Raw genomic sequence first — 15,781 nt, 5'->3', positions numbered from 1 at the left:
GACGAGCAGCATGACAAAGCAGACGAAACCCTTGAGCCGCAGAGCGGCGGTCACGTCCAGTATGCTGCAGGCGGGAAGCATCTGGAAGCGGATGGCGGAAAAGGCGCTGACCGAAGATGGAATTTCGGCGTCACGCGCCAACCTCCTGCTCCTTGTCAGCCGCTCAGGCGGCGGTGTTCGCCAAGTGCAGCTTGCCGACAGCCTGGGGCTTGCCAGCCAGTCGCTGGTTCGCCTGCTGGACGAACTGACCGCCAGCGGTCATATCGAGCGCAGGGACGATCCCGATGACAGGCGCGCCAAGACCATATGGCTGACGCGAGACGGACAGGAATTGGCCGATCGCGTCGAACGGCTCATCGCGTCATTGCGCGATCGAGTGCTTCGCAACGTCGAGGACGCGGACATCGAGGCCGCCTACCGCGTTCTCGATGCCATCGTACGGGCAAGCGGCGAAAATTCTACCGATGATTGAACGCAAGAAGAATTGATACAAAACCGTCACAAATAAAGAGCACGAAAATACCAATAACGAATACTCTCCTCAACTATTGCTGTCATTATTGCAACAGCAAGCGAATCAAATGAAAATTTCTAGTCAATACATCATTTTGAATACGCACATTTTATTTGCCTGAATATTTGGACTGCTATAAAAGACATTCCAAATAAAAAATACTACCCCGGAAACGCCCTTCAAGTTACCTGCAGCATGATGATGTCAGGATTGAAGAAGATGAAGGCCGCAACCACGAGTATCGATCCGAGGGACCGTAAGATACTATCTGTATCGCGTATCCTAGGTTATGCGTTCGCATTTATGCTGATCTTCATCATCGCGATGGCGATGATCCCCAACCAGTTCTTCATCGTCTCGACACGGGCGGTGATCAACGCACCGGTGCAGATGATCGCCTCGCCCATCTACGGCAGGGTGGACAAGATTTCTTTGCAGGTCGGCCAGGTGGTCAATCTCGGCGACGTCATGGCGACGGTTTCGAACCCGAACCAGGATCAGACATCGCTGACCGGGCTCAGGCTTGAGAAGCTGGATCTGACCGAAAAGCTCAACAACACGACGAGCGTGGCTGCCGAGCGCACAGAACAGCTGAACAAGGTCAAGTCGCAGATCGACAGCGTCAAGGCCGGCGTTTTGAGCGAGCTGTCGGCGGTGATCGTCAATTCCGAATTCAACGTGCAAAACTATCAGGCCCGCCTCGCCGAGCAGGACGCGCTGCTGCAGCGCCAGCAGACACTGCTGAAAAAGGGCCTGATCTCGGATACGAGCCTTGAGCCGCAGCGCCAGAAGCGCAATGCGGCCCAGGCCGAGCTCGATTCCGCCAAGGGCGAGCTGCGCCGCAACGAGATCGTCCAGTCGCTTGTCGGTCGCGACATCTATACCGGCGGTACCGTTGCCGCGAACCTGCTGACACTTGAGATGCAGCGCACGAAGCTCGCCGGCGACATCGCCGAGGACAATATCGAAATCAACCAGATGACCGAGCGCAAGCAGCAGGTCGAAAACCTGATCTCGCGCGAAGAAGGACGCCTCGGCAAGACCGGCGCGGCCGAAGTCACCGCCGAGCGCCACGGCCAGATCGTCAGCGTCGATGCATCTTTCGGCGATTTCGTCATGCAGGGCCAGCCGGTGGCAAAGTCTCTCGACTGCACCGAGGCTTTTGCGGCCGCCGTCTATCGAAGCCGCGATGTGACCGCGCTCGAGATCGGCACGCCGGCGATGGTCAACTTCCGCAGCCTGGGCGTCAAGCGCAGCGGGCACATCTATAAAATCGTCCGATACTTCAACTCCGGCCCCGAGAACCGCTATTTCGCGAAATTCCCCGAGGCCGAGGGGCATGAGGTCTATGTTCTCGTCAAGATCGACGAGCCGACTGCCCAGGACGGCAGTGTCGCTCAGCAGAACAACGACAAGTTCTTCGGATGCCACGTCGGCGAAGATGTCATCGTCTCTCTCGGCGAGACGATCACCTCACGTATCGCGCGGTACTCGATGGCTGTCGTTGCCGGGCTGACATCGCCGGCAAGCATTCTCTCGGCTTCCACATCGCTGGACAAGGGCACCGGCCCGCGACTGCCGGCCAACAAGACTGCGACACCCTGAAGAACCAAGCTGAACGTTTGTCTGCGTATCGCGAGGGGCGAAAATGAAGGGCATGAACTCGTCAATGCGTGAGGTTTGGCGCGCGGTGGTCGCATCGCTCCTTGCCACCTTACTGTTTGCGGCTGCAATCGACGCCGCGCGTGCCGATGATACAGCGAACAAGCAACTCGCTTGCTCGATGTGCGACGCGCTGGCAGCGAAGATGACGGGCGAGCCGGAGCAGCCCTTCGTCTTTCGCAGTTTCGAGCCGGCCAATGGCGGCTCGGCGCTGCATCCGTCGCTGGAAAACACCGGCTTCACCTACGACAACGCGCTTGCGATGATGGCGCTCTACGGCTGCCAGCGCACGGCCGAAGCCCGCCGTGTTGCCGATGCGCTGGTGGTCGCGCTCGAGACCGACCGCCACTACCACGACGGACGCCTGCGCAACGCCTATCGCTCGGGCGCGGTCATTCCCGGCAAGGAAGGCATGCTGCTTCCTGGCTATTGGAGCACGGCCAGCAATTCCTGGATCGAGGACGGCTACCAGGTCGGCACGGCCACCGGCAGCACGGCCTGGGGCGCGCTTGCCCTGCTGATGGCCTATGAGGAGACCAACCAGCAAGCCTATCTCGACTCCGCCCGCAAGATCATGGATTGGATCCACCGCAGCACGGCCGACCCGAAGAATGTCGGCTATCTCGGCGGATTCTTCGGCCATGAACCAACCCCGGAGCGGATGACCTGGAAATCGACGGAGCATAATCTCGACGTCTACGCCGCCGATAGCTGGCTCGCCCGGCTGGACGCGGGTGGCGACTGGACACACCAGGGCGACAGCGCGCTGCAGTTTCTCAAAGCCATGTGGAACGAGGCGGAGGGCCGCTTCTATATCGGGAGCGTGCCCGACGGCAACGCACCGAATGTGGGCATGTCGGGCCTTGATGCCGAACTCTGGCCATTGATCGCTGTTCCGGACTTCAAGTCCAAGGCCGATCGCGTGATGGAATGGACGGATCTCAACCACGGAGTGGAAGGCGGCTACGACTTCAACAACGACCGCGATGGTGTCTGGCTGGAAGGCACGGCGCAGGCGGCGCTCGTGCTTCGCGAGACCGGCCACCCCGAGAAGGCCGAGCCGCTTTTTGCCACCATCGCCAAGCAGCGCGAGCCCGGCGGCCTCGTCTACGCCACGGAAAACGAGCAGCTGACGACGGGCCTGCAGGTAGGGCCGAACTCGGCGCCCGGCGACTTCAAATACTACCGACTGCCGCATATCGGCGCGACCGGCTGGGCCGTTCTCGCCGCTCTCGACATCAACCCCTTCGTCGGCCGCAAGGGCCAAGCGACGGCCAGTAGCAAGGATGGTCCATGTCCCCCGAAGTAGTCACCTTGTCGGACTCGATTCTCTTCTCACTGCTGGCGATCGCCCTGATCGTGGGCTGCGCCTGGCTGCTGGACGCCAATCGCGGCAAGGACCGCGTCATTTTCGGCACGATCCTGGTCGTCATGCTCCTGAACTATCTGTATTTCCGCATCACCAAGACCCTGCCGGATTTTGAGTGGAGCGCCTACGCGGTCTGGCCCCGCTTCTATCTCGGCTTCGAAGTGGTCGTTATCTTCTACACGGTGCTTTCGATCGTCTTTTTCTTCAAGCGGACCGACCACAGCGGCGCGGCCGACGCCAGCGAAGCGCTCATCGCGCAGCATTCCCGCCACCCGGCCGTCGATGTCTTCATCTGCACCTACAACGAAGAGCTTTCCATTCTCGAGCGCACCATCCTGGCCGCCAAGGCGATCGACTACAGCAATTTCACGGTCTGGGTGCTGGATGACGGACGTCGCGACTGGCTCGAGGACTACTGCAACGAGGTCGGCGTGCGCTATCTGCGCCGAAACGACAATGTCGGCGCCAAGGGTGGCAATATCAACAATGCGGTCAGGCGCTCGGCCGAGGACACCAACGCGCCCTTCATCCTCATTCTCGATGCCGACTTCGCACCGCAGCGCGGCATTCTGAAAAGAACGGTGGGCCAGTTCATCGACACAGAAATCGGCCTGATCCAGACGCCGCAGTTCTATTACAACGCCGATCCCGTGCAGCATAATCTGCTGGCTTCGAAGGCGTGGGTCGACGACCAGCGTATTTTCTTCGACGTCATGCAGCCCTCCAAGGATGGATGGGGTGCTGCCTTCTGCGTCGGCACATCCTGTATTGTGCGCCGTGATGCGCTCGATCTGATCGGCGGCATGCCGCAGGAAACGGTGACGGAGGATATTCACCTCACCTACCGCCTGATGCAGAAGGGCCTGAAGACGCGCTGGCTCAACGAACGTCTCAGCGTTGGCCTCTCGGCCGAAAGCCTCTCGGGCTATATTACCCAGCGCTGCCGCTGGTGCCTGGGCACGATCCAGGTGGCACTGCTAAAGGACGGGCCGTTTCTCGGTCGCGGCTACACGTTGATGCAGCGGCTGCACTATTTCCACGGCCTGCTCTTCTGGTTCTGCCGGCCCTTCATCCTGCTGCTGATGGCAGCCCCCCTGCTCTTCTACTTCCTCGGCCTTCCCGCCATTCTGATGGAGCCGGAGGCGTTCTTCCTCTATGCGCTGCCGATGGTTGCCGGCATGTGGACGTTCCATTCCTGGGTTTCCGGACGGCGCAGCCTGCCTCTTTTCACCGAGGTGTCGCAGATGGTTTCGGCCATTCCGATCACCATCGCCCTCATTCACGCCCTCTTCCACCCCTTCGGCCGGCCATTCAAGGTCACGGCCAAGGGTGAGGATCGCGGACGCGTGGAGGTGCTCTACCCGATCGCCGCAACGTTCTTCGCCATCATCGTGCTGACCTTCATCGGCATGCTCAACGGACCGTTGCTCGGCACCTATAACGATCTCGACGGCTTCAGTGTCGCCTGGGGCATGGTCGTCATGGTCTACGCCTTCGTGTCAATGCTCGTCTGCATCGAACTCCCCCGCCCGCCCCTGGAAAAGCTGGAGCTTGCGCTCGCCCGCGAAGGCCAGGTCGCCGGCGGCGGAAAGGCGGCTCCCTGCATGATCGATACGATCTCGGTCGATACGGCCAAGATCACGATGCGCGAGGAGAGCGCGCTCAGCAAGATGCGCCTTGGCGACATCCTGATCTTCGCACCCTTCGACAGTTTCGACGTCGCCGGGCAGATCATCAGCATGGATCGGGCGAATTCGGGCCTGTCGCTCGCGATCGTCGCCATCAGGGACCGGCGCGACGATTACGAAATCAAGAAGGGCGCCGAGGACATCAGGCGCAAGATGGTCCAGCGCATGTTCAGCGAAATGCCGGAGGTTATGCCAGCGCGCGCCTATCCTGTACTCGCCGTTCAGGGGCTGATGCAGCGCATGTTCGCACGGCCCGCGGTACTGGTCGGCGACATCGAGCCCTATACGCTGAATGGACGCGAAGTGCCGCGCAAGTTTCACAAGCCGCGCTTCTTCTCGCCGAAGGTTCCGCTGCTGCAACTCGGCGGTGGCGCCACTCCGCCAGCGGCGGCCGAGTGACCCGGCCTTATTGACGCAAAGAAAAATGCCGGGCCTGCTGGAGGTCCGGCATCTCTGTCAGTGGTTAGCCGTTGGGCGAAGCGGTTCAGCGCCAGCCCAGGGCGGGCGCGACGTGCTTCAAGATCTGCTCGACCACATGCGCGTTGTAATCGACGCCCAGCTGATTGGGGACGGTCAGCAGCAAGGTGTCGGCCTCAGCGATCGCTTCATCCTTGGCCAGCTGCTTCACGAGCGCATCGGGCTCGGCGGCATAGCTGCGGCCGAAAATCGCCCGCGTCTTCTCGTCGATAAAGCCGATCTTGTCGTCGCCCTGCCCGCTGCCGCCGAAATAGGCCCGGTCGCGATCGTCCACCAGCGCGAAGATGCTGCGGCTCACCGATACGCGCGGCGTGCGCGTGTGGCCGGCTTCCTTCCAGGCTTCGCGGTAAGCGCGGATCTGAGCGGCCTGCTGCACATGGAAAGGCTCGCCGGTCTCATCGTCCTTCAGCGTCGAACTCTGCAGGTTCATGCCAAGCTTGGCCGCCCAGACGGCCGTGGCGTTGGAGCCCGAGCCCCACCAGATGCGTTCGCGCAGCCCCTCGGAGTGCGGCTCCAGACGCAGCATGCCGGGCGGATTGGGGAACATCGGGCGCGGGTTCGGCTGGGCGAAACCCTCGCCGCGCAGAACGTCGAGCAGGACTTCCGCATGGCGGCGGCCGATATCGGCATCGGACCCGCCCTCGGGCGGCTGATAACCAAAGTAACGCCAGCCGTCGATCACCTGCTCCGGCGAGCCGCGACTGATCCCGAGCTGCAGACGCCCGCCTGAGATCAGGTCTGCGGCGCCAGCATCCTCGGCCATATATAGAGGGTTCTCGTAGCGCATATCGATGACGCCGGTGCCGATCTCGATACGGCTGGTCTTGGCGCCGACGGCGGCAAGCAAGGGAAACGGCGATGCGAGCTGGCGGGCGAAGTGGTGAGCGCGGAAATAAGCACCGTCGGCCCCAAGCTCCTCAACAGCAACCGCAAGATCGATGGACTGGAGAAGCGCGTCGCCCGCCGAGCGTGTCCCGGATTGCGGCGACGGTGTCCAATGTCCGAACGAGAGGAAACCGATTTTCTTCATGATGTAGCACCGTGGAAGCGTGATTGACGAATTCGTGCTTCATCGCACAGTTCCGGCCGCGGATACAGCGGTCCGGGTGTGACCACAGTGTCAACGCTTCACCGCATCGAGCGTCAGTTTCCCGTCGATAAGTATGGCCCAGAATCGAAAAAGCCTGCCGCGGGAGGAGGTGCGGCAGGCTTTCGAAAAGAACCGAACAACAGCTGGGAGGAGGAGTGCTGTTGTTCCTCAGACGACCCTGGGAGGAGGAGTGGGGCGCCTGAACCACGAAGCTCTGCGGGAGGAGGTGCATCGCTTCGTTGAAATTGACTATATCCAATTCCTGTTCATTTTCTAGGCATCATTGTGCAGTGCAGCTATGCGCCCAGCGCATGGAATAAAATTCGACCTGTATGTGAGGTAATTTGCGGACCAAAACGCGGAAACGCCCGCTACGATCGAGCGGGCGTTTCCGGATTTGAATGTGTCTGCGAAAAGCTTAGAGCGCTACCGAAGCGCGGGCTACGGCGCGAATGTCGCCGCGGTCGTTCAGTTCGCGGTTGCTCATGCGGCCAAGTTCGGTGACGGTCTGACGGTACTTGCGCCAGTTGTTCAGGCTGCGTGCTACGTTCATGATGATCCCCTTTCCTGAGGTTCGCTTGACGTCAGCAACCGTGATTGGCTCCGGCGTCTTTTGATGTCGCTAATATAGGTGCTTCTTTCTGAGCAAAACAGCGACAATGCATCACGCCACCCATGCATGAAATGCAGAGGTTAACCTATCGGCGATAAAAGAGAGTTACGCCCTGAAGCGATCGAAGGCCGTCAGGCGCCGGATTGGCGGATCGGCGTCCGGCCAGCGATAGATATCCGACCGGAGAAAGGCGAGCTCATCCTCAAGCGCTTCCTCATCCACCTCGACCCACCAGGACTTCGGACGACCGTCGCTGCCGTCCGACCAGCGATAGCCGCGTGCCTTGAGATGATCCTTCATGTCGAAGGGGCTGTTTTCGGCATAGATGCGGATGCGCGCGTGCTGGCTGGCCGCATAGAGTTCCGAAAACGCGGTGCCGGCGCCCGCATTCTGGCAAAGCACTTCGAGCAATGCGAAACAATCGTCGACCGCGCGATGGCCATCGTGGAAATAACCCGCCTGCCCTACAAGGTAGCCAAGCTTCGTCCCCTCGAAACTACGGGCCGACCAGTCGATTTCCGCGTTGGAGCAGGCCCAGGCCTTGCCGGCGAAAATCTGCGAGAACGCCTCGCAGAACGGCCGGTCGAAGCCGGCATTGTGGGCGATGATCAGGTCGGCGGGTTCGATCAGGGCCTTCAGCGCCCCGAGATCGATTTCCTGGCCGGCGACCATCGCATCCGTGATGCCGGTCAGCTTGGTGATCTCTGACGGTATAGCCACCGTCGGCTGCTGCATGCCGCCATAAACACCGGTCACGTCGCCGATATTGCCATCGTGGTCGAAGCTGAACGCGATGACGCCGATCTCGATGATCTCATCCTTGCGATGGCTGAGACCGGTGGTTTCGGTATCGAGGATGACGCCACGGAGCGGAAAGCCGGGGCGCAGTGTTGCTGCGACGGCGCGTGGCTCAAGCTTCTTCAAGATCCGGTAGCGGCCTGTTTCAAGCAGGCAATCGACCATGCCCTGCTCGCTGACATCGCTTGGAGGCTGCCTCTTCAGCGATACCTTGCGCGCCGTTTGTCCGGAGGCCTGGCTTGCGCCGCCCGAGAACATGTCGAACTGTTCTGCCATTATCCCTGATCTCTGCCGTCGTCCCCGTTTCGCCGCTGCAGCGAACGAATCGAGTGGATATACCCGTAAAAACAATGGGGAAATCGAGCAGATCGGCAAGGATAATCGGCAAACGGAGACGGCCAGCGCCGGCAAAGCCCATATACGCTGTGGACAAAACGAGGGGAACGGCCGGCGCCTCAGCGCTGCAACGAAGCGGGAAACTACTCCGCGACGAGCCCGCTGCGCCTCAGAAGCGACAACAGAACCAGCGGGATCAGCGTCGTCAGGACGACGGTAACGAAGGCCATCGCCATGCCGAGACCGATCGATCCCTGTTCGAACTGCCGCCAGATGAAGACCGAAATCGTCTGCATGCCGACGGGCGCGACCAGGATCGACGCGACGAGTTCGCGGGTGGCGACCGCGAAGACGAGCAGCATCGCCGTGACCAGGCTCGGTGCGATCAACGGCAGCAGGATGCGGCGAAACGCGGTGAAGGCGCTGGCGCCACAGACGCGCGCGGCGGCTTCGAGATTGTCGCCGATCTGGTGCAGCGCCGCGGTGGTGTAGCGCATCGGCTGCGGCAGCAGGATGCAGCAATAGGCGAGAAGCAGAATAAGCGGCGTGTTGTAGGGCGTGATCGGCAGCACCGGCTGGTTCCACGCCAGGATGAGCCCGACGGCGACGACGACACCGGGCAAGGCGTTCGGCAGGGCCGTCAGGATATCGAGCATCATGCGTCCGCGGAACCGGGTTTTCGCCACTGCATAGGCCGAGACGGCGCCGAGGATGCCGGTCAGCAAGGCCGTTCCCAATCCGAGCGCGAAGCTGTTGCCGAGCGCCCGCAACGCGCCGGCGCTGTTATCGGCGATCGCAGCGAAATTGGAGAGGCCGAGGTTGCTAACAGCAAGGCCGCCGGAGATCGTGTTCGACAGCGCGGTCGCCAGGATCGCCAGAAGCGGAATCACCGTGGCAAGCGTCGTTACGAGGCCGAATAGCAGGAGAACCGGAATAGTCAGTACCCCAAGCGGGCGCTTGTCCTTGGCCTGCGGCTTGCCACCCGTCGTCACATAGGAGCGGCGGGCGAGGATCCACCGCTGCGCCATGAAGGCGGCGAGCGACAGGATCACCAGCATCAGCGAGAAGACGGCGGCGCCGGCAAGGTCAATCGGCCAGTCGGAAATGCGCAGATCGATCTCTGTCACCAGCACATCGAAACCAGACCGCCGCCCAAGTGCTGCCGGCGTACCATACTCCTCGATCGCCGCGGCGAAGACGAGGAGCAGACTGGCGGCCAGCCCCGGCGTGGAAAGCGGCAGCGTGATGCGCCAGAAGGCGCGCCAGGATGACGCGCCGAACACGCGGCCCACATCGGCATAGCGCGCTCCGACCGCTTCGATCGTGCGCGAGACCGCGAAATAGACCAACGGAAACGTGTTGAGCGCCATCACCGTCGTCATCCCAGCCAGGGAAAACAGGAAGGGGGCGAGGTGAATGCCGGTCAGCTGCTGCAGATACCCACGCGGCTGCAGCGTCATGATCCAGCCGAGCGTCGCGATATAGGGCGGGATCATGAAGGGAACGAGCAGCGCCACATCCCAGAAAATCGCAAAGGGCACCTTGAACAAGGCGCGAAAGACGGCAAGCGGCACGGCCAGCAATGCGGCCGCCAGCATGACGCAGATGCCGAGAATGACCGAATTGCCGCCCATCCGCAAAAGCTTGGGATCAGACAGCATCTCGGGAAGGTGCAGGAACGGGGCGGCGAGAGAACTCCGCCCCAGTTCAGGGAAAATCGCCTGGAGGACGATGAAGACGAACGGCACGGCCACGACGACAATCAAACCCGATGTCGCCACCCATGCTATCGGCCCGGTGCCGGCTGCGCCGTTCGCTTTCATGCTCTTCAGTCTCGATTATTCTTCAGTCTCAGTTGCCGGCAGCGAAGATCTTGCCGAATTCCTTCAGCGTCTCGTCACGCTTGCCGTAAACGGCAGCGGCGTCGATCTGCAGAACCTTGAGATCGGCAACCAGCGGACGGTTTGCCGGGATGTCGCTGCGGGCCGGCATCAGGTAGGTGGCGGCGACCAGCTTCTGGCCTTCGTCGGACAGCATGTAGTCGATGAACTGCTTGGCTTCATCCTGATGCTTCGACCAGTTGAGGATCATTGCCGGGCGCGGCGCGACAACGGTGCCGGAAGCCGGGAAGATGACGTCGATCGACTCGCCCTTTGCCTTGCCGGCGAGCGAGATGTAATCGACCGCGCCGAATACGGCGGCCTTTGCACCTTGGAGAACCGGGTTCAGCGCTTCGGCATTGGCGCCGGCGACAACGGCGCCGTTGGCATCGAGCTTGGTGAAAAGGTCCCAGCCCTGGCTACCAGCAAGCGCGGCCACCAGTTCGAAGCTGGCACCCGACTGCGCCGGATCCGGCAGGTTGACGAGGTCCTTGTATTCAGGCTTTGCGAGGTCGGCCCATTCGGTCGGCTTCGGCGTGTTGCTTGCCGGGTTCCAGGCGATGCCGAGCGCGGAAACACCCTGGGCAACAGCCGTTTCGGACTTGAGGAAATCAGGAACCTTGGCAGCGTTCGGGCTCGTATAGGAAACCAGCCAGCCGCGCTTGGTAAAATCGGTCGCCGTATCCCAAGATGCCGAAATCAGCACGTCGACGACAGGATTGGCGGCTTCGGCTTCGATGCGCGCCATGATCTTGCCGGTCGTTGCCTGGAACACCTCGACCTTGTGGCCGGTCTGCTTGGTGTAGCCGGCGGCAAGCTTCTCGATCAGGCTGCCGGGACCGGCAGAGTAGACGGTGATGTCAGCGTGGGCGACGCCTGCCGCAAGTACGCCAGCGATGAGGGCGAAGCCCGCACCAAGAAATGATCTGCTCATATGTGCCTCCATAAGTGTTTGATATGCTTCAGTTGCGCGTGAACCAGTGCATGTCCCCGCTATCGATGACGAGGTTGACCACCTCACCCGCGACAGCGCGCTGACGCGCCAGGAATGTGAGTTCGCTTGCTGCCGGCCGGGCGCCCAGCGCGACAGTGGTCAGATAGCCATCGCCACGAAACTGCGAGTGGACGACCTCGGCGGGGAAACCCTCCCCCGATGTCAGGCGCACGGCCTGAGACGGCAGCAACACATGGGTCGCGCCGGCGGGAGCATTGTCGTCCTTCAGGACGATACCGGTTTGGTTGAGACGCAGACCGCCCTCATCGCGGGCGACGGGCACGACACAGCCGAGGCGCAGGAATTCCGCGACTTCGGGCGTCGCCGGCGCGCTTACCAGCGTCTCGGGCGCCGCCATCTGCTCGATAACACCGCCGCGCATCACGGCAACCTGATCGGCCAGCGAAAACGCCTCGCTCTGATCATGGGTGACATAGATGGCGGTGAGGCCAAGATCCGACATCAAGGCGCCGATTTCGCGCACCATGGTCTCACGAAGCTCGCGGTCGAGGTTCGACATGGGTTCGTCGAAGAGGACGATTGCCGGCTCGGCGACGATGGCGCGGGCGATTGCAACGCGCTGCTGCTGCCCACCGGACATGTCGCTGATGCGCCGGGCGCCGAAGCCGCCAAGACCAACGCGTTCAAGTGCTGCCGCAACGCGCCGCTCGCAATCCTTCCGACCAACGCCGCGCATCTCCAGCGGAAAGGCAATATTGTCTGCTACACTCAAATGCGGCCAGAGCGCATAGTCCTGAAACACCATGCCGAGGCCACGCTTTTCCGGCGGCACGAACAGGCCACCGGCGGCATCGGCCACCACGCTTCCGTTAATCCTTACGCTGCCCTTGGTCGGCGCCAGCAGGCCGGCGACCAGCCGCAGAAGCGTGGTCTTGCCGCAACCGGACGGGCCGAGCAGCGCAAGAACCTTGCCCTTTTCAAGCGCAAGATCGACGTTATCAAGAACGGTGTTTGAGCCGAAATGCAGGCTGAGACCCGTCACCGACACGGCGGCTGGTTGTGCAGAAAAATTGGTTATCATGACTATCAACGGAAAGAAATTTAGCCGCTTATAGTCAGACGGAATGACACTTTCGTGACACAATTGTTAACGTGGGATGTATGACATCACAGAGTTGTGGCCCGGCAAACCGCTCGCATTCGGGCGGGCGGCCGAAATCGGCACGGCTTTGTTTCCGGCGGCGATTGATCTCACAGAGCGTGCGCGTGATTGCTATCGACCGCGATAGACGAACTCGCCAGGGATAGCCGCCGCATCCTTGTCGGCCTGCAATGTCAGCGCGTCGCGCAGCGGCGAGCGAATGCAGACGGGGTCGGTTGCGCTGGCATCGCCGGCAAGCGCCATTGCCTGGCAGCGGCAGCCGCCGAAATCGATCGCCTTGCGGTCGCAGCTGCGGCAAAGCTCCGGCATCCACTCTTCGCCACGATAAGCGTTGAAAGCCGAGCCGTGATACCAAATGTCGGACAGCGACTTCTCGCGAACATTGTCGAAGGTCAGCGAGGGGATCGTCTCCGCCGCGTGGCAGGGAAGAACCCGACCCGAAGGCGTGACGTTCAAACCGATCCGCCCCCAGCCGCCCATGCATGCCTTGGGATAGGACGAATGGTGGTCAGCCGGCACGTAGTCGATGACCAGAATACCCTCCAGGCGCTTGCGCGCTTCGATGACCGTCTTGTTTGCCCGCTCGACCTGTTCGCGCGTCGGCATGAGCGCGGCGCGGTTTCTTTCGGCCCAGCCGTGAAACTGCACGGTGGCGATCTCGATACGCCGAGCGCCGAGCTTCACAGCGAGATCGAGCATATCGTCCAGCTGGTCCATGTTCTGCTTGTGGCAGACGGCATTGACCGTGAGCGGTATGCCGCTTGCCTTGACCCAGGCGGCGACGGCCATCTTGCGGTCGTATCCGCCCTTGTAACCGCCGACGCGATCGGCGCTTGCGGGGTTCGTTCCCTGCAGCGAGAGTTGCACGTGGTCGAGGCCGGCATCGGCGAGCTCAAGCAGGCGCTTCTCGGTGAGGCCGACACCCGAGGTAATGAGATTGGTATAAAGGCCGGCCGCCGCACCGGCCGCCGTCAGCTCTACGAGATCGCGCCGCGAGGCTGGCTCCCCGCCGGAAAGATGCAGATGGAGCACGCCCATTTCGGCGGCCTGCTGGAAGACGCGGACCCATTCCTCGGTCGACAGCTCTTCCTTGATGCCCGTGAGCTCCAGCGGATTGGAGCAATAGGGGCAGGCAAGCGGACAGCGATGCGTGAGTTCGGCAAGCAGTGCCATTGGCGGCGGCGCTACTGAAGACAGCGGAGCGACCGTTTGCTTGACGACCCTTGCCTCGACGCCCATCACAGCACCTGCAGCATGCGACGATTGGCCAGTTCGCGGATGAATGCCAAGACATCGGTCGCGATCCGCTCGCGCGGCGCCTGGAATTCGGCGGCGAAGTCGTCGGCAATCGTGTCGAGATCGCGCTTGCCATCGAGCGCTTCGACGATTTTCACGGCGATCTCATCGACCGCCATCGCCAGTTCGGGTGCGAGCAGAACGGTCTGCCCGCGCACCGGATCGTGCCGCAAACGCACGCCACGGGCCAGCTTGACGACCATGCTGCCGTTTATCGCGACCGTGTCTTCGCTCATCACGCGATCTCCTCGAGCTCGCCGATCACGCCCTCGCGACCGTCCCAGCCACCCGGCGGGATCAGGCCCGGCGTAACATAGGCGAAATGTAGCGCATCGAGCTGCGCCCACAACACCTCGGTCTTGAACGTCAGTGCGGCGGCTGCCGCATCCTGCTTCTCCAACGTGTTCGCGTTGTCGAGCACATAGGCAAGGCCGAAGGCCACATCGACGGGCGCCTCGTTCAGACGCTGGCGGAAATAGGAGAGCGCCTGATCGTCGGCGAAGGCGTAATGCTCAAGCAGGCCGGCGATACGATCGGCATGGATCTTTGGCGCGAAAAGCTCCGTCAGCGATGAGGCAACGGCCTCAAGCAGCGGCTTCTCGCGGACGAAGTGAACATAGGCTTCGACGGCAAAGCGCGTGGCGGGCAGGATGCCGCGACCGGAAGCCACATAGTCAGGATCGAGGCCGACGGCTTCGGCCAACTTCAGCCAGCGTCGAATACCGCCACCTTCGGTGAGCCCGCCATCGTGATCCTCGATGCGCGAGCGCCAGGCGCGCCGCATGTCGGCATCCGTGAGGCGCGACATGAAGGCGGCGTCCTTCATCGGGATATGGCTCTGGTAGCAATAGCGGTTGATCACCCAGGCGCGGACTTGCGTCATGGTGCACTGGCCGCCATGCAGCATTTTGTGGAACGGGTGCTTGTCGTGGTAGCGATCCGCGCCGATTGCCATCAGCCGCGCTTCGAATGCCTGCCGGTCAGGTGCTTCAGTCAAAGTCGATCTCCATGCCGTCATGGCCAATCTGGAAGCCGCTCGCCTCGAGCATGTCGCGCTCGGGCCCGGCCCGCCAGATCGGATTGGTGTTGTTGATGTGGACGTAGATTTTCTTGGCGATATCGAGCTTCGACAGGGCCGCTAAGCTGCCATCCGGCCCACTGATCGCCATATGGCCCATGCGCTGCCCGGTCTTCTGGCCGACGCCAAGCGTGATCATCTCGTCGTCGGTGAACACGGTGCCATCGAAGAACAAGGCGTCGGCGCCGTCGATCCGTGCGATGAGGCCATCGTTGATATGGGCGCAGCCCGGAATGTAATACACACGCTTGCCCCCGCCGATCAGCTCGACGCCGACCGTCTGCTCGCCTTCGAGCTGAAGCTCGGGTTCGCCATTTTCCATGAACAGCGGCACCTTGCCGGGGACCGCGAAAAGCCGGGCCTCGACGCCCGGGAGCAGCGAAAACGGCTGCTCGAGCGTTATCGTGTGGCGCTTTACAAAGGCGGGATCAAGGGCGCGAAAGACGGGATTGTCGTCAATGATCTCGGCAATTGCCGCCGTTACGAAGATTTGCAGCGGCTGCTTTTCGCGCAGGATCAACAGGCCGGCCAGGTGGTCGATATCGCCATTGGTGATCAGCACGCTCTTGATCGGACTGTCGCGCAACGCCTTGGGATGCAGCGCGCTATTGTCGATGATCTGCTGCCTGATATCGGGAGAAGTGTTTAAAACCGCCCAGCTGTGGCCATCGAGACTGACGGCGAGCGATGATTGCGATTGTGGCCTGACACCGGATGCCGGATCGCGCGCAAGGCGGCAATTCTGGCAACCGCAATTCCATTGCGGAAGGCCGCCGCCCGCGGCGGCCCCAAGAACCAGACCGCGAAAGCCAGATGAATCTGTCACGCGCGGACCTCAAAAATTACAATACAAATTAAGTTTA

General features: G+C 61.7%; 14 protein-coding genes. 4 read left to right on the top strand and 10 right to left on the bottom strand.

Going from position 1 to position 15,781, the window contains the following annotated elements; genetic code table 11:
* Nucleotides 1-10: 10 nt before the first annotated feature.
* From ACODTZ_RS01805 to ACODTZ_RS01790, 4 genes are all read left to right on the top strand, one after another.
* Nucleotides 11-472, top strand: a complete 462-nt coding sequence (locus tag ACODTZ_RS01805) for a MarR family winged helix-turn-helix transcriptional regulator (RefSeq protein WP_489023320.1) — start codon at nt 11-13, stop codon at nt 470-472.
* A 261-nt stretch (nt 473-733) separates the two neighbouring features.
* A complete protein-coding gene (locus tag ACODTZ_RS01800) occupies nt 734-2,119 on the top strand; it encodes an HlyD family efflux transporter periplasmic adaptor subunit (RefSeq protein WP_112950615.1) in 1,386 nt (461 codons plus the stop codon).
* Between the two features lie 64 nt (nt 2,120-2,183).
* On the top strand, nt 2,184-3,485 hold the full coding sequence (locus ACODTZ_RS01795) for a glycoside hydrolase family 88 protein (RefSeq protein ID WP_313760803.1): 1,302 nt from the start codon (nt 2,184-2,186) through the stop codon (nt 3,483-3,485).
* Entirely contained in the window at nt 3,470-5,632 is a 2,163-nt protein-coding gene (locus ACODTZ_RS01790) for a glycosyltransferase family 2 protein (RefSeq protein WP_489023317.1), read from the top strand. Before ACODTZ_RS01795 ends, ACODTZ_RS01790 begins: the two co-directional genes overlap by 16 nt.
* An 85-nt stretch (nt 5,633-5,717) precedes the next feature.
* Here ACODTZ_RS01790 and ACODTZ_RS01785 read toward each other — a convergent pair whose 3' ends face one another.
* From ACODTZ_RS01785 to pqqB, 10 genes are all read right to left on the bottom strand, one after another.
* Nucleotides 5,718-6,740: an LLM class flavin-dependent oxidoreductase gene (locus ACODTZ_RS01785; protein WP_047505334.1), complete on the bottom strand. Its 1,023-nt coding sequence runs from the start codon at nt 6,738-6,740 to the stop codon at nt 5,718-5,720.
* A gap of 478 nt (nt 6,741-7,218) precedes the next feature.
* Nucleotides 7,219-7,353: a DUF1127 domain-containing protein gene (locus tag ACODTZ_RS01780; protein WP_489023315.1), complete on the bottom strand. Its 135-nt coding sequence runs from the start codon at nt 7,351-7,353 to the stop codon at nt 7,219-7,221.
* 165 nt (nt 7,354-7,518) lie between these two features.
* A complete protein-coding gene (locus ACODTZ_RS01775; RefSeq protein WP_489023313.1) occupies nt 7,519-8,487 on the bottom strand; it encodes a 3'-5' exonuclease in 969 nt (322 codons plus the stop codon).
* Between the two features lie 203 nt (nt 8,488-8,690).
* Nucleotides 8,691-10,370, bottom strand: a complete 1,680-nt coding sequence (locus ACODTZ_RS01770) for an ABC transporter permease (RefSeq protein ID WP_489023311.1) — start codon at nt 10,368-10,370, stop codon at nt 8,691-8,693.
* 28 nt (nt 10,371-10,398) lie between these two features.
* Nucleotides 10,399-11,361: an ABC transporter substrate-binding protein gene (locus tag ACODTZ_RS01765; protein ID WP_209193342.1), complete on the bottom strand. Its 963-nt coding sequence runs from the start codon at nt 11,359-11,361 to the stop codon at nt 10,399-10,401.
* A 28-nt stretch (nt 11,362-11,389) separates the two neighbouring features.
* Nucleotides 11,390-12,463 (bottom strand): ABC transporter ATP-binding protein, encoded by a 1,074-nt coding sequence (locus ACODTZ_RS01760; RefSeq protein ID WP_489023309.1) that lies wholly within the window; start codon nt 12,461-12,463, stop codon nt 11,390-11,392.
* 192 nt (nt 12,464-12,655) lie between these two features.
* Nucleotides 12,656-13,783 carry a pyrroloquinoline quinone biosynthesis protein PqqE gene (pqqE, locus tag ACODTZ_RS01755; RefSeq protein WP_489023307.1) on the bottom strand — a complete coding sequence of 376 codons (1,128 nt, stop codon included), beginning with the start codon at nt 13,781-13,783 and terminating at the stop codon, nt 12,656-12,658.
* Entirely contained in the window at nt 13,783-14,076 is a 294-nt protein-coding gene (gene pqqD, locus ACODTZ_RS01750) for a pyrroloquinoline quinone biosynthesis peptide chaperone PqqD (protein ID WP_489023305.1), read from the bottom strand. Before pqqD ends, pqqE begins: the two co-directional genes overlap by 1 nt.
* Complete coding sequence (pqqC, locus tag ACODTZ_RS01745; RefSeq protein WP_162724779.1) at nt 14,076-14,858, bottom strand: pyrroloquinoline-quinone synthase PqqC; 783 nt, start codon at nt 14,856-14,858, stop codon at nt 14,076-14,078. The genes pqqD and pqqC overlap by 1 nt, the downstream gene beginning before the upstream one ends.
* Entirely contained in the window at nt 14,830-15,744 is a 915-nt protein-coding gene (gene pqqB, locus ACODTZ_RS01740) for a pyrroloquinoline quinone biosynthesis protein PqqB (RefSeq protein WP_489023303.1), read from the bottom strand. The genes pqqC and pqqB overlap by 29 nt, the downstream gene beginning before the upstream one ends.
* Nucleotides 15,745-15,781: the final 37 nt, after the last annotated feature.

This window comes from Rhizobium sp. FG113, assembly GCF_057809895.1.
Note: the sequence above shows the minus strand (reverse complement) of the source record. Positions and strands in the feature narration are given on the sequence as shown.

What these genes read in the sequence shown, in the direction of transcription:
- ACODTZ_RS01780 (WP_489023315.1), bottom strand. Translation starts at nt 7,353, where the DNA reads ATGAACGTAGCACGCAGCCTGAACAACTGGCGCAAGTACCGTCAGACC.
- pqqC (WP_162724779.1), bottom strand. Translation starts at nt 14,858, where the DNA reads ATGACGGCATGGAGATCGACTTTGACTGAAGCACCTGACCGGCAGGCA.
- ACODTZ_RS01805 (WP_489023320.1), top strand. Translation starts at nt 11, where the DNA reads ATGACAAAGCAGACGAAACCCTTGAGCCGCAGAGCGGCGGTCACGTCC.
- ACODTZ_RS01775 (WP_489023313.1), bottom strand. Translation starts at nt 8,487, where the DNA reads ATGGCAGAACAGTTCGACATGTTCTCGGGCGGCGCAAGCCAGGCCTCC.
- ACODTZ_RS01790 (WP_489023317.1), top strand. Translation starts at nt 3,470, where the DNA reads ATGTCCCCCGAAGTAGTCACCTTGTCGGACTCGATTCTCTTCTCACTG.
- ACODTZ_RS01760 (WP_489023309.1), bottom strand. Translation starts at nt 12,463, where the DNA reads ATGATAACCAATTTTTCTGCACAACCAGCCGCCGTGTCGGTGACGGGT.
- ACODTZ_RS01785 (WP_047505334.1), bottom strand. Translation starts at nt 6,740, where the DNA reads ATGAAGAAAATCGGTTTCCTCTCGTTCGGACATTGGACACCGTCGCCG.
- ACODTZ_RS01795 (WP_313760803.1), top strand. Translation starts at nt 2,184, where the DNA reads ATGCGTGAGGTTTGGCGCGCGGTGGTCGCATCGCTCCTTGCCACCTTA.
- ACODTZ_RS01765 (WP_209193342.1), bottom strand. Translation starts at nt 11,361, where the DNA reads ATGAGCAGATCATTTCTTGGTGCGGGCTTCGCCCTCATCGCTGGCGTA.
- pqqE (WP_489023307.1), bottom strand. Translation starts at nt 13,783, where the DNA reads ATGGGCGTCGAGGCAAGGGTCGTCAAGCAAACGGTCGCTCCGCTGTCT.
- ACODTZ_RS01770 (WP_489023311.1), bottom strand. Translation starts at nt 10,370, where the DNA reads ATGAAAGCGAACGGCGCAGCCGGCACCGGGCCGATAGCATGGGTGGCG.
- pqqD (WP_489023305.1), bottom strand. Translation starts at nt 14,076, where the DNA reads ATGAGCGAAGACACGGTCGCGATAAACGGCAGCATGGTCGTCAAGCTG.
- ACODTZ_RS01800 (WP_112950615.1), top strand. Translation starts at nt 734, where the DNA reads ATGAAGGCCGCAACCACGAGTATCGATCCGAGGGACCGTAAGATACTA.